Annotated in this window: 15 protein-coding genes and 1 pseudogene; 9 read left to right on the forward strand and 7 right to left on the reverse strand. The window is 59.9% G+C overall.

Annotated elements, in window-relative coordinates; translation table 11 throughout:
- Positions 1–114 precede the first annotated feature (114 nt).
- From AC3I0A_RS21265 to AC3I0A_RS21275, 3 genes are read left to right on the forward strand one after another with little or no spacing between them, the layout of a single operon-like run.
- Positions 115–1,032 carry a putative 2-dehydropantoate 2-reductase gene (locus AC3I0A_RS21265; RefSeq protein WP_489374393.1) on the forward strand — a complete coding sequence of 306 codons (918 nt, stop codon included), beginning with the start codon at positions 115–117 and terminating at the stop codon, positions 1,030–1,032.
- A 45-nt stretch (positions 1,033–1,077) separates the two neighbouring features.
- On the forward strand, positions 1,078–3,114 hold the full coding sequence (locus AC3I0A_RS21270) for a sensor histidine kinase (protein WP_489374394.1): 2,037 nt from the start codon (positions 1,078–1,080) through the stop codon (positions 3,112–3,114).
- A 2-nt stretch (positions 3,115–3,116) separates the two neighbouring features.
- A complete protein-coding gene (locus AC3I0A_RS21275; protein WP_489374396.1) occupies positions 3,117–3,701 on the forward strand; it encodes a cob(I)yrinic acid a,c-diamide adenosyltransferase in 585 nt (194 codons plus the stop codon).
- 114 nt (positions 3,702–3,815) lie between these two features.
- On the opposite strand, the gene AC3I0A_RS21280 is transcribed toward AC3I0A_RS21275, so the two are convergent.
- The 4 genes from AC3I0A_RS21280 to secA all read right to left on the reverse strand — a co-directional run bounded on the left by AC3I0A_RS21280 (position 3,816) and on the right by secA (position 9,645).
- Complete coding sequence (locus AC3I0A_RS21280; RefSeq protein WP_489374398.1) at positions 3,816–4,760, reverse strand: Nudix family hydrolase; 945 nt, start codon at positions 4,758–4,760, stop codon at positions 3,816–3,818.
- Entirely contained in the window at positions 4,757–5,389 is a 633-nt protein-coding gene (locus tag AC3I0A_RS21285) for a glutathione S-transferase (protein ID WP_489374400.1), read from the reverse strand. The genes AC3I0A_RS21280 and AC3I0A_RS21285 overlap by 4 nt, the downstream gene beginning before the upstream one ends.
- 176 nt (positions 5,390–5,565) lie before the next feature.
- The gene (argJ, locus tag AC3I0A_RS21290) at positions 5,566–6,783 is read right to left on the reverse strand and encodes a bifunctional glutamate N-acetyltransferase/amino-acid acetyltransferase ArgJ (protein ID WP_489374402.1); all 1,218 of its coding nucleotides are present in this window, start codon (positions 6,781–6,783) and stop codon (positions 5,566–5,568) included.
- A gap of 120 nt (positions 6,784–6,903) precedes the next feature.
- Positions 6,904–9,645 (reverse strand): preprotein translocase subunit SecA, encoded by a 2,742-nt coding sequence (secA, locus tag AC3I0A_RS21295; protein ID WP_489374404.1) that lies wholly within the window; start codon positions 9,643–9,645, stop codon positions 6,904–6,906.
- Positions 9,646–9,953: 308 nt separating this feature from the next.
- On the opposite strand from secA, the gene AC3I0A_RS21300 reads away from it, so the two are divergent.
- Entirely contained in the window at positions 9,954–10,409 is a 456-nt protein-coding gene (locus AC3I0A_RS21300) for a DUF721 domain-containing protein (protein ID WP_489374405.1), read from the forward strand.
- Positions 10,410–10,529: 120 nt separating this feature from the next.
- Here the strand turns inward: AC3I0A_RS21300 and AC3I0A_RS21305 are convergent, their stop codons facing one another.
- Positions 10,530–12,017 (reverse strand): helicase HerA-like domain-containing protein, encoded by a 1,488-nt coding sequence (locus tag AC3I0A_RS21305; RefSeq protein ID WP_489378568.1) that lies wholly within the window; start codon positions 12,015–12,017, stop codon positions 10,530–10,532.
- Between the two features lie 333 nt (positions 12,018–12,350).
- On the opposite strand from AC3I0A_RS21305, the pseudogene AC3I0A_RS21310 reads away from it, so the two are divergent.
- The 5 genes and pseudogenes from AC3I0A_RS21310 to gpgF form a co-directional block, all read left to right on the forward strand.
- Positions 12,351–13,190: pseudogene (locus AC3I0A_RS21310) on the forward strand (HAMP domain-containing protein); the annotation flags it as partial.
- 141 nt (positions 13,191–13,331) lie between these two features.
- On the forward strand, positions 13,332–14,096 hold the full coding sequence (locus tag AC3I0A_RS21315) for a methyl-accepting chemotaxis protein (protein ID WP_489378570.1): 765 nt from the start codon (positions 13,332–13,334) through the stop codon (positions 14,094–14,096).
- Positions 14,097–14,301: 205 nt separating this feature from the next.
- Complete coding sequence (gene gpgS / locus AC3I0A_RS21320) at positions 14,302–15,423, forward strand: N-acetylglucosaminyl phosphatidylglycerol synthase (protein ID WP_489374407.1); 1,122 nt, start codon at positions 14,302–14,304, stop codon at positions 15,421–15,423.
- Complete coding sequence (gene gpgD / locus AC3I0A_RS21325) at positions 15,416–16,189, forward strand: N-acetylglucosaminyl phosphatidylglycerol deacetylase (RefSeq protein WP_489374409.1); 774 nt, start codon at positions 15,416–15,418, stop codon at positions 16,187–16,189. Before gpgS ends, gpgD begins: the two co-directional genes overlap by 8 nt.
- On the forward strand, positions 16,186–17,181 hold the full coding sequence (gene gpgF, locus AC3I0A_RS21330) for a glucosaminyl phosphatidylglycerol flippase (RefSeq protein ID WP_489374410.1): 996 nt from the start codon (positions 16,186–16,188) through the stop codon (positions 17,179–17,181). Before gpgD ends, gpgF begins: the two co-directional genes overlap by 4 nt.
- Here gpgF and AC3I0A_RS21335 read toward each other — a convergent pair.
- A complete protein-coding gene (locus AC3I0A_RS21335; RefSeq protein WP_489374412.1) occupies positions 17,168–17,338 on the reverse strand; it encodes a hypothetical protein in 171 nt (56 codons plus the stop codon). The genes gpgF and AC3I0A_RS21335 overlap by 14 nt on opposite strands.
- A gap of 157 nt (positions 17,339–17,495) precedes the next feature.
- Positions 17,496–18,344: a formyltetrahydrofolate deformylase gene (purU, locus tag AC3I0A_RS21340; protein WP_489374414.1), complete on the reverse strand. Its 849-nt coding sequence runs from the start codon at positions 18,342–18,344 to the stop codon at positions 17,496–17,498.
- Positions 18,345–18,552 lie beyond the last annotated feature (208 nt).

Consider the following 18,552-nt stretch of genomic DNA (forward strand, 5'->3'; position numbering starts at 1 on the left):
CGATATAGATGGAGCACGCCAGGCTTGCGGTTAAAATGCGGGCTCATTATAACGGGTCTTTCCTCTCCTTCACTGCGAGCCTCACATGCGCCTGCCAAACAGAGCAAAAAGCTGATGTCGACCACCTGGCATATTCTCGGCGCAGGCAGCCTCGGCACCTTGTGGGCGACACGTCTGGCCCGGGCCGGCTTGCCAGTGCGGCTGATTCTGCGTGATCAGGCACGCTTGCAGGCCTACCGGGCAGCAGGCGGGCTCACACTGGTGGAACAAGGCGAAGAGCGGCTCTATGAAATCCCCGGCGAAACCATCGACAGTCGCGAACCCATCGCCCGCTTGCTCGTCGCCTGCAAAGCCTATGACGCCGAGCAGGCCATCGCCCAACTGGCGTCACGCCTGACGCCCGAGGCCGAACTGATTCTTTTGCAGAACGGCCTGGGCAGCCAGGACTCGGTCGCGGCGCAGGTTCCGCAGGCGCGCTGCATCTTTGCTTCCAGCACCGAAGGCGCGTTTCGCGATGGCGATTGGCGGGTGGTATTTGCCGGTCACGGTTATACCTGGCTCGGTGATGCCGGCCACCCTGTCCCGCCGATATGGCTGGATGACCTGAGCGCGAGCAGCATCCCTCACGAGTGGAGCACGGACATTCTCACGCGACTGTGGCGCAAACTGGCGCTCAATTGCGCAATAAACCCGCTGACCGTGCTGCACGACTGCCGCAATGGCGGCTTGCAGCAGCATCACTGCGAGGTCGCCACGCTCTGCGCCGAGCTGACCGAACTGCTGGAGCGTTGTGGCCAGCCGGCAGCGGCTCAAGACCTGCATCACGAAGTCAAACGGGTCATTCAGGCGACCGCAGCCAATTACTCGTCGATGTATCAGGACGTCGCCAACAACCGCAGGACCGAGATCAGCTATCTGCTGGGACATGCTTGCAATGTTGCGTCCCGACATCGACTGATGCTGCCCCACCTCAATCAGTTGCAACAGCGATTGATCGAGTACCTGCGCACGCGTGGATTGCCCAGCGACTGAGCAGCGGCTACGCTGGCCACTTGTTCCTCTTCAGCGACGACCCCGATGCCATTGCGCCAGCGCCTTGAAAACCTGCCCGTCGGCCAGAAACTGCTCGCGGCCCTGCTGGTTCTTCTGACCACCGTGCTACTGGTCGCCAACCTGACGTTTATCAGCGCCGCCTACTGGATCTCCCAGGAAAGCATGGCACCAGAGGCCCTACAGACTATCGGCCGACTGATCTCCAACCCGAGCCTGGCCGCCCAGGCGCTGGACTCGCCACAAAACGCCGAAAAGTTGCTCAATGAGCTCAACAGCTATTCGCCATTACGCGCTGCGGCGGTGTATGACGGCAAGGGTGCGCGCCTGGCGCAGTTGCAACACGGTGAGCCGCTCGATCTGCCAAAACACTATCGGCATGTCGAAACCTGGCAAGTGACCGAATTTCGCACCAACCAGCTGATCACCTTACCCCGCCCCGGTTCGGCGCCGGGGCATCTGCTACTGGTCGCCACCAGCGAACTGCCGATGGCGTTCTACACCGGCACCCTGACCGCCAGCCTGGGGATTCTGATCTTCAGTGTGCTGCTGTGGCTGATCATCGCCCAGCAGATCAAACGCCTGATCACTCGACCGATTCACCAGCTCGAAGAGCTGTCCCGACAAGTGACCCGTGAGGAAAACTACGCCTTGCGCGCCGCTCGCGGTAACCACGACGAAATCGGCAGCCTCGCCGAGGCCTTCAACACCATGCTCTCGCGCATCGAAGCCCGTGAGCAACAGCTCAAACGCGCACGGGACGATTCCCAGGCGGCTTATGACCAGGCCCAGGGCCTTGCCGAAGAAACCCGCCATACCAATCGCAAGCTCGAGCTGGAGGTTCAGGTACGGAGCAAGATCGAGAAAAAGCTCACCGGCTTCCAGAACTACCTCAACAGCATCATCGACTCGATGCCGTCGGCCCTGATTGCGCTGGATGAACAGCTCTACGTGACCCAGTGGAATCAGGAGGCCAGCGCCCTGTCCGGCACCCGACTGGACGAAGCCCTGAACCAACCGATCTTCCTCGCCTTCGAACCACTCAAACCGTACCTGCCGCAACTCAAGCAAACCGTCGAGCAGCACACGGTGGCCAAGATCGAGCGAGTCACCTGGGTCAAGGATGATGAAGCCAGGCATTACGCCCTGACCTTCTACCCGTTGATGGGGGGTGCCGGGCGTGGCGTGGTGATCCGTATCGATGACATTACCCAGCGCCTGTCCCTGGAAGAAATGATGGTGCAGTCGGAGAAGATGCTCTCGGTCGGTGGCCTCGCCGCCGGCATGGCCCACGAGATCAACAACCCGCTGGGAGCGATCCTGCATAACGTGCAAAACATTCGTCGCCGTTTGTCGCCAGAATTGCCGAAGAACCTTGAGCAAGCCGAGCAGATCGGCATCGAGCTTGCGACCGTCAACCGCTACCTGCAAAATCGTGAGGTGCCGCAGTTACTCGACGGCATCCAGCAGGCCGGAGCGCGTGCAGCGAAAATCGTCACTCACATGCTCAGCTTCAGCCGTCGCAGCAACCGGCAAATGGCTCCGTGCGATCTGCCGGCGTTGATCGACCAGGCCGTGGAAATTGCCAGCAACGATTTCGATCTGGCCATCGGCTTCGACTTCAAGGGTCAGGCCATCGTTCGTCAGTTCGACCCGCAATTGGGCCCGGTTCCGGGCACCGCCAACGAGCTGGAACAAGTGCTGCTCAACCTGCTGAAGAACGCCGCTCAGGCCATTCACCAGCGTGAAGATGACAAGGAACCGGGGCGGATCATTCTGCGCACCCGTTTGAATCCACCTTGGGCGGAAATCCAGGTCGAAGACAATGGCATCGGCATGAGCGAAAACGTGCGTAAACGCACTTTCGAACCGTTCTTTACCACCAAGGAAATCGGCCAAGGCACCGGACTTGGGTTGTCGGTTTCCTATTTCATCGTCACCAACAACCACAAGGGTCAGATGGAAGTGCAATCGACCCCGGGCCAAGGCACCTGCTTCACCTTGCGCCTGCCATTGGCGGGCACCCAGCTCGCCTCTCATGAACTCAGTCAACTGGAGAGGTAAGCATGGGTTTTCGCTTGTCGAAGATTTACACCCGCACCGGCGACAAAGGTGAAACCGGCCTGGGTGACGGACGTCGGGTGCCCAAGGATCATCCGCGGGTCGAGGCTATGGGCGAAGTCGATAGCCTGAACAGTCAGTTGGGGCTGTTGTTGGCCGGACTGACCGAGCAAAGCCGCGAGTATCCTGGGTTGGCCGAGGTGATCGAGGTCCTGGCGCCCTGTCAGCACCGGTTGTTCGACCTGGGTGGCGAGTTGGCCATGCCGGTGTACCAAGCGCTCAACTCAGCTGAAGTCGAGCGCCTGGAGGCGGCTATCGATCTGTGGAATGAAGAGCTGGGGCCGTTGAAGAACTTCATTCTGCCCGGCGGTTCGGCACTGATCGCTCAGGCCCATGTGTGCCGCAGTCTGGCTCGCAGTGCCGAACGGCGTTGCCAGCATCTGAACGCCGTCGAACCGCTGACCGGGGTTGGGCTGGCGTACATCAATCGGCTGTCGGACTTGCTGTTTGTCGCGGCGCGCTTGATTGCCAAGCGTCAGGGTGTTGCGGAGATTCTTTGGGAGGCTGCGGCGAAGCCTTCACCAAACTGATCGTTCCCACGCTCTGCGTGGGAATGCATCTCGTGACGCTCTGCGTCACATCCAAAGCGGACGCGGAGCGTCCAGGGCCCCATTCCCACGCAGAGCGTGGGAACGATCAGGTGTTTACGCCTGGGGCCAAAACGCCCGAATTCCCGCCACGCCCTGGGCGCCGTTTTCCCATGCCCGCTGATGTTCGGCCGGGCCGACACCACCGAGCAGAAACACCGGCCTGTTGAAGCCCCTGATCAACTGTGCCGCCAGATCCCAACCCAACGGCTGCCCATCCGGGTGAGTCTGAGTAGGCTGCACTGGCGACAGCGTAACGAAGTCCACGCCCATCTGTTCAGCCAAGGCCAACTCCTCGGCATTGTGACAAGACGCGGCCAACCAGCGTGACGCAGGCAATGGTCTCCCGGCGCTGGCATATTTGCGCAATTGCGCGGCAGTCACGTGCCAACCGGCGGAGGGAAAGTCTCCCAGCCACTCGAACGGGCCCTTGAGCATCAACTGAGCCTTGCCCGCACACAGACCTGCCGCGTCTACCGCCAGATCGCGGTATTGCGGGTCATAGCCGTTCGGCGCACGCAGCTGAATCAGCTTGATGCCACCCGCGATAGCTTTCTGTATTCCCCGCAACAAGGCCGGCGTTTCCAGACCTTCAGGGGTGATCAAGTACTCACCCGGCAAGCGCGCCGCCGCGACAATCGGTTGGTTGGCAGCGGGAAACTCATAGTCCGCCAACTCCCGCGCAGTAACCCAGGCCAAGGGTTGCCCTTCGGCGCCGTGGGGTTCGCCGGTAAAGGCCGAGACTTCCCAGACATCCAGCAACACCTGTTTGTCCGGGTAGTCATGCTGCACTTTGATCAACGGTCGAGCGGCACTGACCACAATGCCCAGCTCTTCCTGCAGCTCACGGGCAAGGGCCGACTCCACCGCTTCGTCTGCCTCGACCTTGCCGCCGGGAAACTCCCAAAGGCCGCCCTGATGCTGAGTATCGGCACGCTTGGCGATGAGGATCTTGCCGCTGGTATCACGGATAACGGCCGCAGCCACATGTACTCGTTTCACCGCACTATTTCCTCTAACCCTGCCTTCTGCCAGGCCTTGAAGGCTGGCCATTGGTAAATCGTTTCAACGTACGCCGCATCGACCGCCGGCAAGGCCACCTGCCAGGTGCGCAAACGCACGGCAATCGGTGCGAAGAAGGCGTCCGCCAGGCTGACCCGACCAAACAGGAAAGGCCCCGGCTCAGTGGCGGCCGCACGGCATTCAGCCCACAGCGCCAGCATGCGCTCGATATCAGCCTGCGCTTCAGGCGGCATCGGCGACAGCGGTGCATCGCGACTCAGGTCGAACGGCATGTTGCCGCGCATTGCGAAGAAACCGCTGTGCATTTGCGCGCAAGCGGAACGCGCCTGGGCACGGGCGGCAACATCGCTCGGCCACAAATCGGCCTCAGGGAAACGTTCGACCAGGTACTCGGCGATCGCCAGCGAGTCGGCAATGGTGCCGTGCCCGGTTTTCAGTAAAGGGACTTTGCCGGTCGGCGAATGCTTGAGGATCAACTGACGGGTATCAGGCTGGTTCAGTTTGATCAGTTCTTCGGTGTAATCAGCGCCCGCCAATTCCAGTGCAAGAGCAGCGCGCAAGGACCAGGAGGAATAGAGTTTGTCGCCGATGATCAGGTGGTAGCTCATGTTTTGGCGCCTTTTCGTCAGGGGAACAGACCAGAATCTTTAGCGTCTGGTCGTCCGTCTTCGCGAGCAAGCTCGCTCCCACAGTAGATCTTCAGCGAACACAATATTTGTGTATGGCAGGAAACAATGTGGGAGCGAGCTTGCTCGCGATTGCAGCGACTCGGTCTCGAGTATGGTTACGTACGGTATTCGGCGTTGATCTTCACGTATTCGTGGGACAGGTCGGTGGTCCAGATCGTTTCACTGCAATCACCGCGGCCCAGTTCGATGCGAATGGTGATCTCTTCCTGCTGCATCACCGCCGCGCCCTGCGCTTCGGTGTAGGTCGCCGCACGAGCTCCTTGGCTGGCAATGCACACGTCACCGAGGAACACGTCGATCTTGCTCACGTCCAGATCCGGGACACCGGCACGGCCGACGGCGGCGAGAATGCGGCCCCAGTTCGGATCGGAAGCGAACAACGCGGTCTTGATCAGCGGCGAGTGCGCCACGGTGTAACCGACATCCAGACATTCCTGATGGTTACCGCCGCCGTTCACCTCAACCGTGACGAACTTGGTCGCACCTTCGCCGTCACGGACGATGGCCTGAGCCACTTCCATGCAGACTTCGAACACCGCCTGCTTCAGCGCGGCGAACAGCGGGCCACCGGCGGAGGTGATTTGCGGCAGATCAGCCTTGCCGGTGGCAATCAGCATGCAGCAATCGTTGGTCGAGGTATCGCCGTCGATGGTGATGCGGTTGAACGACTTGTTGGCGCCGTCCAGCAGCAGGTTTTGCAACACTTCACGGGAGACTTTGGCGTCGGTAGCGATGTAGCCGAGCATGGTCGCCATGTTCGGGCGGATCATCCCGGCGCCTTTGCTGATGCCGGTAACGGTGACCGTCACGCCGTCATGCTGAAACTGCCGGCTCGCGCCCTTTGGCAGGGTGTCGGTGGTCATGATGCCCGTGGCGGCAGCGGCCCAATTGTCTACGGACAAGTCGTCGAGTGCAGCCTGCAAGGCGCCTTCGATTTTCTCGACCGGCAGCGGCTCGCCAATCACGCCAGTGGAGTACGGCAGTACGAGACTGGCATCGACACCGGTCAATTCCGCCAGTTTGGCGCAGGTGCGCTCAGCGGCAGCCAGGCCTGGTGCACCTGTACCGGCGTTGGCATTGCCGGTATTGGTCAGCAGGTAACGCACCGGACCTTGCACGCGTTGTTTGGCGAGGATCACCGGAGCTGCGCAGAACGCGTTCAAGGTGAATACGCCAGCAACCGTGGAACCTTCAGCACAGCGCATGACCACGACATCCTTGCGCCCCGGGCGCTTGATGCCAGCCGAGGCGATACCGAGTTCAAAACCGGCAACCGGGTGCAACGTTGGCAAAGGACCAAGACCAACAGCCATGAATGCGCTCCTAAGTAAGATGTCTGCGCCGTCCTCACAGGACGGTGTTTTTCAATGGTAAAACGCCGCGACGGCTGAGGCCGGTCGCGGCGCTTGGTGTTTCAGCTCAAGGGACAGACCTTAGTTGATTTGCCCGTGACAGTGCTTGTACTTTTTGCCCGAACCGCAGTAGCACAGCTCGTTGCGACCCAGCTTCTGCTCATGGCGAACCGGCGCGGCGGCAACGGCGACATCGAGATCGACGCCCTCTTCCAACGCTTCCGGGTGCTCCAGACCTGGGGCCTGGGCGTGTTCGAACTGCATGCGTCGGGCCAGGGATTCGGCTTCCTGGCGCAGGCGGGCTTCCTCTTCGATCGGATCTTCGCGGCGAACCTGAACGTGGGACAACACACGGATGGAGTCGCGCTTGATCGAATCCAGCAGATCGGAGAACAAGGTGAAGGACTCGCGCTTGTATTCCTGCTTCGGGTTCTTCTGCGCATAACCACGCAAGTGGATGCCGTGTCGCAGGTGATCCATGGTCGACAGGTGGTCTTTCCACAGGTCATCCAGCACGCGCAGAACGATTTGTTTCTCGAAGCTGCGCAGTGCTTCGGCACTCGCTTGCTCTTCTTTCTCGTTATAGGCGGCCAGCAGCTCGGCCAGCAGCTTCTCGCGCAGGGTCTCTTCGTAGAGGTGATCGTCTTCGTCGAGCCATTGCTGGATCGGCAGTTTCACACCGAAGTCGCTCGACAGAGCGGCTTCCAGACCGGCCACATCCCACTGCTCGGGCAGCGACTGCGGAGGAATGTGTGCGCTGACGGTGGCGTTGAGTACGTCCTGACGGAAGTCGGCGATGGTTTCACCGATGTTGTCGGCGGCCAACAAACTGTTACGCATGTGATAGATCACTTTACGTTGTTCGTTGTTGACGTCGTCGAACTCGAGCAGTTGCTTACGAATGTCGAAGTTGCGACCTTCTACCTTGCGCTGAGCCTTCTCGATGGCGTTGGTCACCATGCGGTGCTCGATCGCTTCGCCGGACTGCATGCCCAAGGCTTTCATGAAGTTCTTCACCCGATCAGAGGCGAAGATGCGCATCAGGCTGTCTTCGAGCGACAGGTAGAAACGGCTGGAACCGGCGTCACCCTGACGACCGGCACGACCGCGCAGCTGGTTGTCGATACGGCGCGATTCGTGACGCTCGGAAGCGATGACCTGCAAGCCGCCCGATTCGAGCACTTGCTGGTGGCGCTTCTGCCAGTCGGCCTTGATCTGCGCGATCTGCTCTGGAGTTGGATCTTCAAGGGACGCAACTTCCACTTCCCAGTTGCCGCCCAACAGGATGTCAGTACCACGACCGGCCATGTTGGTAGCAATGGTCAGCGCACCCGGGCGACCGGCCTGGGCGATGATTTCTGCTTCTTTTTCGTGGAACTTGGCGTTCAGAACCTTGTGTTCGATGCCTTCCTTCTGCAGCAGACCGGACATGTGCTCGGACGTTTCAATGGTTGCAGTACCCACCAGCACCGGACGGCCCAGGGTCATGCATTCCTTGATGTCATTGATGATGGCCGCGTACTTCTCTTCGGCGGTCAGGAACACCAGGTCGTTGTAGTCTTTGCGCGCCAGCGGTTTGTTCGGCGGAATGACCATCACTGCCAGACCGTAGATCTGGTGGAATTCGAACGCTTCGGTGTCGGCCGTACCGGTCATGCCGGACAGTTTGTTGTACAGACGGAAGTAGTTCTGGAAGGTAGTCGATGCCAGGGTCTGGCTTTCGGCCTGAATGTTCAGGCCTTCCTTGGCTTCGATGGCCTGGTGCAGACCTTCGGACAGACGACGACCCGGCATGGTACGGCCGGTGTGTTCGTCGACCAGAATGACCTGACCGTCCTGTACGATATATTCGACGTTGCGATTGAACAGTTTGTGAGCGCGCAGACCGGAATAAACGTGGGTCAGCAGGCCCAGGTTGTGCGCCGAATACAGGCTCTCGCCTTCAGCCAGCAGGCCAACGCGGGTCAGCATATCTTCGATGAACTGGTGACCGGCTTCGTTCAGCTCGACCTGACGGGTCTTCTCGTCGACGGTGTAGTGACCCGCCTTGGTGACTTCGCCTTCCACTTCTTCAATGTGCAGTTCAAGCTGCGGGATCAGTTTGTTGATCTCGATATAGAGCTTGGAGCTGTCTTCGGCCTGACCGGAAATGATCAGCGGGGTACGGGCTTCGTCGATCAGGATCGAGTCGACTTCGTCGATTACGGAAAAATTGAGCTGACGCTGGAATTTTTCTTCCATGCTGAAAGCCATGTTGTCGCGCAGGTAGTCGAAACCGAATTCGTTGTTGGTGCCGTAGGTGATGTCGGCGGCATAGGCAGCACGCTTCTCTTCCGGCGGCTGGAACGGCGTAACCACGCCGACCGTCATGCCGAGGAATTCGTAGAGCGGACGCATCCAGTTGGCGTCACGACGAGCCAGGTAGTCGTTCACGGTTACAACGTGCACGCCATCGCCGGACAGCGCGTTCAGGTAAACCGCCAGTGTCGCCACCAGGGTCTTGCCTTCACCGGTACGCATTTCAGCGATCATGCCTTCATGCAAGGTCATGCCGCCGATCAATTGCACGTCGAAGTGGCGCATGCCCATGACACGCTTACCGGCTTCACGGGCAACCGCAAAGGCTTCAGGAAGCAGCTTGTCGAGGGTCTCGCCTTTGGCTAAGCGGGCCTTGAACTCGTCGGTCTTGGCACGCAATTGCTCGTCCGAAAGGGCCACCATTTGCTCTTCGAAGGCATTGACGATCTGTACCGTCTTGAGCATGCGTTTGACTTCGCGCTCGTTCTTGCTTCCAAAAAGTTTCTTTAACAAAGGCGCAAACATATCGGCAGGTTCTTCCACACATAGGGATGGAGGGCGGCCCCGTGAGTCGCCCGTGCAGCCCTCATGGCCGCATGCGAACGAGCATTCTACCCGGAAACGGTGGTGAGGAAAGTGGCGTTATTCCACGATGCTGGCACAGCGCTGTGACGGGGCCTGTTTAAAATAAGGGCTTTTTGCTGAACTTCAACCCATTCGCGACAGAAGTTACTCGTTGATTTAATGGGTAAACCGGCTGCAAAGCAATGGGGGGCAAGCGCGTCCAGTGCTTTCTGCTAACATGGCGGCTCTGTTACTTCAGGTGTCTGATCATGGCATTTCGCCCTCTTACGGCCAGAGCACCCGCCGTCCTGCTTCGCGAAGCCAAGCCTTTAAAAGCCATATTCAGCCACGCTCAACGTTTGGCCCATTTACAGCGCTTGCTGGAAAGCCAGCTGCAGCCCGCCGCCCGTGAACATTGTCACGTGGCTTCCTGGCGCGAAGGCAGTTTACTGTTGATCGTCACCGACGGTCATTGGGCGACCCGTTTGCGCTATCAGCAAAAACGTTTGCAACGTCAGTTGCAGGTATTCGACGAATTCGCCAGCCTGACGCGCATTCTGTTCAAGGTCCAGCCTCCCACTGTGCAACAAGGCGCAGTCGGCCACACCATGGACCTGTCGACAAACGCCGCCGAGACCATTCAGGCCACCGCCGACGGCATTACCGATCCCAACCTGCGCGCCGCTCTGGAGCGTTTGGCCAGTCACGCCAAACCGCGGCCCTGAAACCAACGCAGATCCAATGTGGGAGCGGGCTTGCCCGCGAATCAGACGACTCGGTTTGCCAGATAGACCGCGTATTCGTTCTTCGCGGGCAAGCCCGCTCCCACAGGGGGGGTACATACCCTAGCGGCGTTTGCTGCCACCCAGTAACGAGCCCATTAGTCCGCGCACCAACTGCCGCCCGAGCTGATTGGCGGCCTGACGCATGGCCGATTTCAACGCCTGCCCGGCCGCCGTGCCGAGGAACTCGCCGGCCCGGTCAGTGAAGCTCGGTTCTTCGGCCACCGGTTTGCCCGGCGCGGCTTCAGGCTCTGGCGCCAACCCTTTGCGGCCGATCAGCACTTCATAGGCCGATTCCCGATCGATCGGTTTGTCATAACGTCCGACCAACGGTGAGCCGGCAATCAACGCCGCCCGCTCGGCGTCGCTCAATGGCCCGATTCGCGATTGTGGCGGCGCCACCAAAACACGCTGGACCATCCCTGGCGTGCCCTTGTCCTGCAAGGTGCCGACCAGGGCCTCACCGATGCCCAACTCCGTCAGCACCGCCAACGCATCGAACGCCGGATTCGGCCGGAAACCGTCGGCCACCGCGCGCAAGGATTTCTGCTCTTTGGCAGTGAAAGCCCGCAGACCATGCTGAACACGCAAGCCTAGCTGAGCCAGTACATCGTCCGGCAAGTCGCCCGGGGATTGGGTGACGAAATACACGCCGACACCTTTGGAACGGATCAAGCGTACGACCTGTTCCAAACGGTCCTGCAAGGCTTTTGGCGTACCGGCGAACAACAAATGCGCTTCATCGAAGAACAGCGCCAGCAGCGGCTTTTCCGCATCGCCGCGTTCCGGCAGTTGCTCGAACAACTCGGCCAGCAGCCACAGCAGGAACGTCGCATAGACCTTGGGGGCCTCATGCACCAGACGGCTGGCGTCGAGCAAATGAATCCGCCCGCGACCGTCACTGGCAGGCTGCAGAATGTCTTCCAGTTGCAGCGCCGGCTCACCGAACAAGGCTTCGGCGCCCTGCTGCTCCAGCGTCGCCAGGCGCCGCAACAGCGCCTGGCTGGAGCCGGTGGTCATCAGCGCCGCATCGTCCCCCAACAGTTCGGGGCTGTCCCTGAGATGGTTGAGCAACGCCTTGAGATCTTTAAGGTCCAGCAGCAACAAACCTTCACGGTCAGCCACTTTGAACGCGGCATAGAGTGCCGACTGCTGGCTGTCGGTGAGCTCCAGCAGACTGCCCAACAGCAACGGTCCCATTTCGCTCAACGTGGTGCGTAACGGATGACCGGACTGACCATGAATGTCCCACAGGGTGACCGGATAAGCCTGAGGCTGGTGATCGAGCCAAGGCATCCCGGCGATCCGTTCGGCCACTTTGCCTTGAGGGTTGCCGGCGGCACCCAGCCCGCACAAATCGCCTTTGATGTCAGCGGCAAACACTGCCACACCGGCATCGCTGAAGGCTTCGGCCAACCGCTGCAAGGTTACGGTTTTCCCCGTACCGGTGGCCCCGGCCACCAGCCCGTGACGGTTCGCCAGGCGCATGGCCTGAGCAAGCGGTTGTCCCTGAAGATCGGCACCGATAACAAGTTGCGATGAGTCAGGCATTTGGTCACCCATGATTAATCTTTGGCCCTGCACGGTCGATATAGAGAAGCGATAGACCATAAAAGACTGAAAATAAGGTCGGATAATTCCCCAAGGAGAGATGGAAATATCAGCTTACTTTCAACACTGCCCATTTTGCGCGCTGTAGAACAGCTCGCCCTGGTAAGACCTTAGCGGACACCACAAGTCATGAACAACAATTTGCGCTTCAGCCATAAAATCCTGCTTGCCGCCGCCCTGATCGTTATTGCCGCCTTCGCCTCCTTCACGCTGTACAACGACTATTTGCAGCGTAATGCGATTCGCCAGGACCTGGACAATTACCTGCAGGAAATGGGCACCGTCACGGCGAAGAATATCCAGACCTGGCTCGCCGGCCGCAGCTTGCTGATAGAAAATCTTTCACAGTCCGTTGCGCTCAACCCGGACATGGGTAACGTCGCCACTCTGCTGGAACAGAAGGCAGTAACGTCCAGCTTCATGGGCGCCTATCTAGGGAATAAGGACGGCAGCTTCCTCATTCGCCCGGACAGCAAAATGCCGGACGGCTACGATCCGCGCGCGCGCCCTTGGTACAAGAGTGCAGAGAGCAGCAGCGGCTCGGCGTTGACCGAACCTTACATCGATCTGGCTTCCGGCCAATTGGTGATTTCCATCGTCAACAGCGTGCTCAAGGGCGGTCAGAACGTCGGTGTGGTTGGCGGTGACCTGAGCTTGCAGGTGATTGCCGATAGCATCAACGCGCTGGACTTCGGCGGCATGGGATATGCCTTTCTGGTCAGTGCCGACGGTAAAATCCTCGTGCACCCGGACAAGGCACTGGTGATGAAGACGCTCAAAGACGTCTACCCGCAGAACACTCCGCGCCTGGGCAAAGACCTCAGCGAAATTGAGGTCGATGGTAAAACCCGCATCGTCACCTTCACCCAGATCAAGGGCCTGTCCTCGGTCAACTGGTACATCGGCCTGTCCGTCGACAAGGACAAAGCTTTCGCGAAGCTCAGCAATTTCCGTGCATCGACGATCGTTGCCACGATTATTGCCGTGGTCATCATCATTGCCCTGCTCGGCATGCTGATTCGCATCCTGCTCCAGCCCCTGCATGTCATGACCCGTGCGATGCAGGACATTGCCGACGGTGAGGGAGACCTCACCAAGCGCCTGACCATCCAGACTCAGGACGAATTCGGCATTCTCGGCACCGCTTTCAACCGCTTCGTCGAGCGGATTCATACTTCGATTCGCGAAGTTTCCTCGGCCACCGAGCACGTCAACGAAGTGGCCTTGCGGGTGGTCAGCGCTTCCAACTCGTCGATGTTCAACTCCGACCAGCAGGCTTCGCGTACCAGTAGCGTTGCCGCGGCGATCAACCAGCTCGGTGCCGCCGCCCAGGAAATCGCCCAGAACGCCGCCCTTGCCTCGCAGCATTCCAGCGACGCGCGAAACCTGGCCGAAGACGGTCAACACGTGGTCGACCGAAGCATCAAGGCGATGAACCAGCTGTCCACCATGCTGAGCACTTCGAGCACCAACATCGAGTCGCTCAATAGCAAAACGGTGAACATCGGGCAGATTCTCGAAGTCATCACCAGCATCTCCCAACAGACCAACCTGCTGGCGCTTAACGCAGCCATCGAAGCGGCGCGGGCCGGTGAAGCCGGACGCGGTTTCGCGGTGGTCGCCGATGAAGTGCGCAACCTGGCGCATCGCACTCAGGAGTCTGCGCAACAGGTGCAGACCATGATCGAAGAGCTGCAAGTCGGTGCCCGGGAGTCGGTCAGCACCATGGGCGAAAGCCAGCGCCATAGCCAGGACAGCGTGGAAATCGCCAACCTCGCCGGTGAGCGCCTGAACAGCGTGACCCAGCGCATTGGTGAGATCGATGGCATGAACCAGTCGGTGGCCACCGCCACCGAAGAGCAAACAGCCGTGGTCGAGTCGATCAACGTGGATATCAGCGAAATCAATACCCTCAACCAGGAAGGCGTGGAGAACCTGCAGTCGACCCTGCGCGCCTGTTCCGACCTGGAGCAACAGGCCTCACGCCTGAAACAACTGGTGGGCAGTTTCCGCATCTAGCGTTGGCCCATCCGGCCTCTTCGCGGGCAAGTCGGATCGCCGCACCGCCGCTCCCACAGGGATTGCATTGAACCTGTGGGAGCGGGCTTGCCCGCGAAGGCGTCTAAACAGGCGCTAAACCTCTTCTGACACCTTCCGCAAATCCCGTACCGAACATCTATCCTTCATAAAGGTCAACCCTAAAGGGAAACACCGGATAGGAGGAATGTTCATCGTGCATATCGCTGACATAACCATGTTCTACGCCCCTGCCAGCGGTGGCGTGCGCACTTATCTGGATGCCAAACACCGTCGCCTGGGGCGTCATCCAGGCATCCGACACAGCTTGCTGATTCCCGGGGCGCATCTGAGTGAGCAAGACGGTGTTTACACAGTCCCCGCTCCCGCCCTGCCCTTCGGCAAAGGCTACCGCTTCCCTTGGCGTCTGGCCCCATGGCGCAATGTCTTGCGCGATTTGCAACCCGATTTGATTGAAGTCGGCGATCCTTACCTCACCGCTTGGGCGGCCCTCGACGCTCGTCGCCAACTGGACGTGCCAGTCATCGGTTTTTATCACTCGGACCTGCCACTGCTGGTGAGCAACCGCATGGGCAGTTGGTTCACGCCGAATGCCGAAGCCTATGTCAGCAAGCTATATGGCAATTTCGATCGGGTATTGGCGCCCAGCCAGGTCATGGCTGACAAGCTGATGGGGCTGGGAGTGAAAAACGTCTACGTGCAACCCTTGGGCGTGGACCTGCAAACCTTCAATCCGAACGCCCGAGACCCGGGTTTGCGCGCTGAACTGGGCATTACCGAAGACACCCGGCTATTGATCTTCGCCGGGCGTGGCTCCAAGGAAAAGAACCTGCCGGTGTTGCTCAATTGCATGAAACACCTTGGCGAGCGCTATCACCTGTTGCTGGTCGGCTCCTTCATGCCGGCCGTGGTGCCGAACAATGTCACGGTGATCAATGAGTTCTGCTCCGCCCCTCAGGTTGCCCGGTTGTTGGCCAGCTCTGACGCGCTGCTCCACGCCGGCGATCAGGAAACCTTCGGTCTGGTGATCCTCGAAGCCATGGCCAGCGGTATTCCGGTGGTTGCAGTAGCGGCCGGTGCATTCAAGGAAATCGTCACACCAGCCTGCGGCCTGCTCTGCACCCCGGGCAACCCGCTGGCGATGGCCAATGCCGTGCGCGAACTGTTCGCTCAAGGCAGCGTCGCACTGGGTCGGCAGGCGAGACTCCATGCCGAGCAGCATTACTCCTGGGACGCAGTGGTCAGCAGCCTGCTAGGACACTATCACGCCGTGCTTGGCAGCCAGCCACCGCTGCGGGCCCATGGTTGAGGCCATGAGCAAGCCCAGCGTGTTGTTGGTCCTGCATGACGTCGCTCCGCAAACCTGGGCGGACTATCAACCGTTTGTCGAAGCCGTCGATGCGCTGGGCAACGTCCCGATGACCTGGCTGGTAGTGCCCGACTACCACAAGCACAACGCGCTGGACGCCCATGCGGATTTTCGTCGTCTGCTGACCAGCCGCATAGCCCGGGGCGATGAACTGGCGCTGCACGGCTATTTTCATTGCGACGACAGCCCGGCTCCGGAAAGTCCACGGGACTGGTTCATGCGCAGGATTTACACCCGTGAGGGCGAGTTCTATGGATTGTCGCAAAGCGCCGCCCTCGCCCGCCTGCACGCCGGGATCGAACTGTTTCGGCGCTACGACTGGCCGCTGGAAGGGTTCGTCGCTCCGGCCTGGCTGATGAGCCCGGGGACGCGTCAAGCGTTGCGTCAACTGCCGTTGCACTACACCAGTGACCCACAGCATCTCTACCGCCTGCCGGATTTCACCCCGGTCGATGCGCCGGGACTGGTCTGGAGTTCGCGCAGTGCCTGGCGCCGTGGTCTGTCGAAGATACTCAACGATCAACGCGAACAACGTTGGCGGCAAGCACCGGTGATTCGCCTTGGCTTGCACCCGGAGGACATGCGCCATGGGATTTCCCGCAACTACTGGCTGCAGACCCTCAAGCGGTTGCTGGCCGATGGCCGCGTGCCGATGACCAAGGCCAACTGGCTGGCAGCTCAAACCACGCTCAGGTGCGCCGCATGATCAAGTTCCTCTGGCTGGTCGTCGCCTTGTCGTTGGCCGTGCTGGTTCCCCTGCTGCTGGGCGGCAGCGATATGTGGCTGCGCGTGCAGCGTTTTCCGCTCGCCCTGTTGCTGGCGATGCTGGGAATGATTGTGCTGTGCTGGGTGCTGAACTCATTTCGCCTGCGTCTGTTGCTGGGAGAGCAGCGCGGTCAGCTCGGACGCCTGAAAAGCATCGGGGTAGTGATGTCCACCGAGTTCGCCATGTGCGCGACGCCCGGCGGCAGTGGCGGCCCGCTGACGTTAATGGCACTGCTGGCACGCAACGGCGTACGCCCGGCCCATGGCAGTGCCGTGTTTGCCATGGACCAGTTGAGTGACTTGCTGTTCTTTCTCTGTGCATTGATCGGGATTCTGATTTACGCGCTGTTCCAGCATCTGAGTCGCAACCTCGAATGGATGCTGACCCTCAGCGCCATCTCGATGTTTGGCGGGCTCTGCAGCTGCCTGATCCTGGCGCGCTACCACCGCTGGCTGATTCGCCTCAGTGCCCGACTGCTCAAACGCCTGAACGTCAGGGCTTACACCCGGCGACGCTGGGCGCGCAAGCTGCTGCTCTTCCTGGCAGCCTTCACCGCCACCCTCAAGTTGCCGTGGCAAACACTGGCCAGTGTGTTTGCCCTGACCTGCCTGCATTGGGCCTTACGATACAGTGTGCTGTATCTGGCCCTGCGTGGTTTGGGCGTCGACTTGCAGTGGGCCTGGAGTTTTCTGATCCAGATGCTTTCACTGAGCGCCGGGCAGTTCAGCCTGCTCCCCGGCGGCGCAGGCGCGGCTGAGCTCACCTCGGCCGCGCTGTTGGCGCCGCTGGTAGGAAAGTCGACTGCGGCGGCAGCGATTCTGATCTGGCGAGCCGTGACCTACTACTTTTACTTGCTGGCAGGTGGGCCGGTGTTCTTGCTGATGGTCGGACGACCGTTGTTGCACAAGCTGATGAAACTCAAACAGGCTTAGGCGTGAGTTCTTCCTGTAATTGCTCCCACAATTGGGCTGCGCCGGGAAACTCCGTACCGTCTTCGGACGTCAGGTCATCCGGGTCATAGCGGCTCAGGCAGCCCTCGCCCAGTGTTGCCGGAGCTTTGGACGTTGCCTTGTCCAGTGGATCGGCCATGTTCATGTCCTCTATACAGTGAGTCCGGATCGTTCCCACGCTCTGCGTGGGAATGCATCCTGTGACGCTCCGCGTCACATCCAAAGCGGACGCGGAGCGTCCAGGGCGGCGTTCCCACGCAGGAGCGTGGGAACGATCATCACGATCATCACGATCATCAGAACACCACGGTTTTGTTGCCGTGCACCAGCACCCGGTCTTCCAGGTGGTAACGCAGGCCGCGGGCCAGCACCATCTTCTCGACGTCACGGCCAAAACGCACCATGTCTTCGATGCTGTCGCTGTGGCTGACACGCACCACGTCCTGCTCGATGATCGGGCCGGCATCCAGTTCTTCGGTCACATAGTGGCAAGTTGCGCCAATCAGCTTCACGCCGCGCATGGAAGCCTGGTGATACGGTTTGGCACCGACAAAGGACGGCAGAAAGCTGTGGTGAATATTGATGACCTTGTGAGCATATTCACGGCACAACTCAGGCGGCAGTATCTGCATGTAACGGGCAAGTACCACGACTTCCGCGTCATGCTGTTTGACCAGGCGCGAGACCTCGGCAAAGGCCGGCTCTTTATCCTGCGGATTCACCGGCACATGGAAATAAGGAATGCCGTGCCACTCGACCATGCTACGCAGGTCGTTGTGGTTGGAAATAACGCAGGAAATTTCGCAGTCCAGCTCGTCGCTGTGCCAACGGTGCAGCAAATCGGCCAGGCAATGGGACTCGCGGCTGGCCATCAGCACCACACGCTTTTTCTGCTCGGTGTCCGTGATGCGCCAGTCCATGGAAAACTCTTCGGCAATCGGCGCAAACGCCTCGCGAAAAGCCTCAAGCCCAAAGGGCAGCGTATCGGCACGAATCTCGTGACGCATGAAGAACCAGCCACTGAGATTGTCCGAGTGATGGCTCGCTTCGGTGATCCAGCCGTTATGGGACGCCAGAAAGTTACTGACTTTAGCAACGATGCCGACGCGGTCCGGGCAAGCAATCACCAGCCGAAAAGTGCGCATGGGGGGAACTCCAGAACTTCGCAAAGGCGGCCATTCTAGCCATTGCGCGGCAAAACTGCAGTATTCCTGATGCTTTGTTTGATGGAGACGCCGACTGCCGTTGCGCCACCCGTTTGCCGAGTTCAAAACCCGCGAGGGCTTTTCCTGAAATTTCGCGAGGCCTCTATTGCGAACATCTGTGAGGACACCCTCACAGTATTTAACTGAA

This window comes from Pseudomonas sp. KH_024_B2, from assembly GCF_057839965.1.

Excerpts from the sequence above, each read along its gene's own strand:
- AC3I0A_RS21265 (WP_489374393.1), top strand. The coding sequence starts at position 115 with ATGTCGACCACCTGGCATATTCTCGGCGCAGGCAGCCTCGGCACCTTG.
- AC3I0A_RS21270 (WP_489374394.1), top strand. The coding sequence starts at position 1,078 with ATGCCATTGCGCCAGCGCCTTGAAAACCTGCCCGTCGGCCAGAAACTG.
- AC3I0A_RS21275 (WP_489374396.1), top strand. The coding sequence starts at position 3,117 with ATGGGTTTTCGCTTGTCGAAGATTTACACCCGCACCGGCGACAAAGGT.
- AC3I0A_RS21285 (WP_489374400.1), bottom strand. The coding sequence starts at position 5,389 with ATGAGCTACCACCTGATCATCGGCGACAAACTCTATTCCTCCTGGTCC.
- argJ (WP_489374402.1), bottom strand. The coding sequence starts at position 6,783 with ATGGCTGTTGGTCTTGGTCCTTTGCCAACGTTGCACCCGGTTGCCGGT.
- secA (WP_489374404.1), bottom strand. The coding sequence starts at position 9,645 with ATGTTTGCGCCTTTGTTAAAGAAACTTTTTGGAAGCAAGAACGAGCGC.
- AC3I0A_RS21300 (WP_489374405.1), top strand. The coding sequence starts at position 9,954 with ATGGCATTTCGCCCTCTTACGGCCAGAGCACCCGCCGTCCTGCTTCGC.
- AC3I0A_RS21305 (WP_489378568.1), bottom strand. The coding sequence starts at position 12,017 with ATGCCTGACTCATCGCAACTTGTTATCGGTGCCGATCTTCAGGGACAA.
- AC3I0A_RS21315 (WP_489378570.1), top strand. The coding sequence starts at position 13,332 with ATGTTCAACTCCGACCAGCAGGCTTCGCGTACCAGTAGCGTTGCCGCG.
- gpgS (WP_489374407.1), top strand. The coding sequence starts at position 14,302 with ATGTTCATCGTGCATATCGCTGACATAACCATGTTCTACGCCCCTGCC.
- gpgD (WP_489374409.1), top strand. The coding sequence starts at position 15,416 with ATGGTTGAGGCCATGAGCAAGCCCAGCGTGTTGTTGGTCCTGCATGAC.
- gpgF (WP_489374410.1), top strand. The coding sequence starts at position 16,186 with ATGATCAAGTTCCTCTGGCTGGTCGTCGCCTTGTCGTTGGCCGTGCTG.
- AC3I0A_RS21335 (WP_489374412.1), bottom strand. The coding sequence starts at position 17,338 with ATGGCCGATCCACTGGACAAGGCAACGTCCAAAGCTCCGGCAACACTG.
- purU (WP_489374414.1), bottom strand. The coding sequence starts at position 18,344 with ATGCGCACTTTTCGGCTGGTGATTGCTTGCCCGGACCGCGTCGGCATC.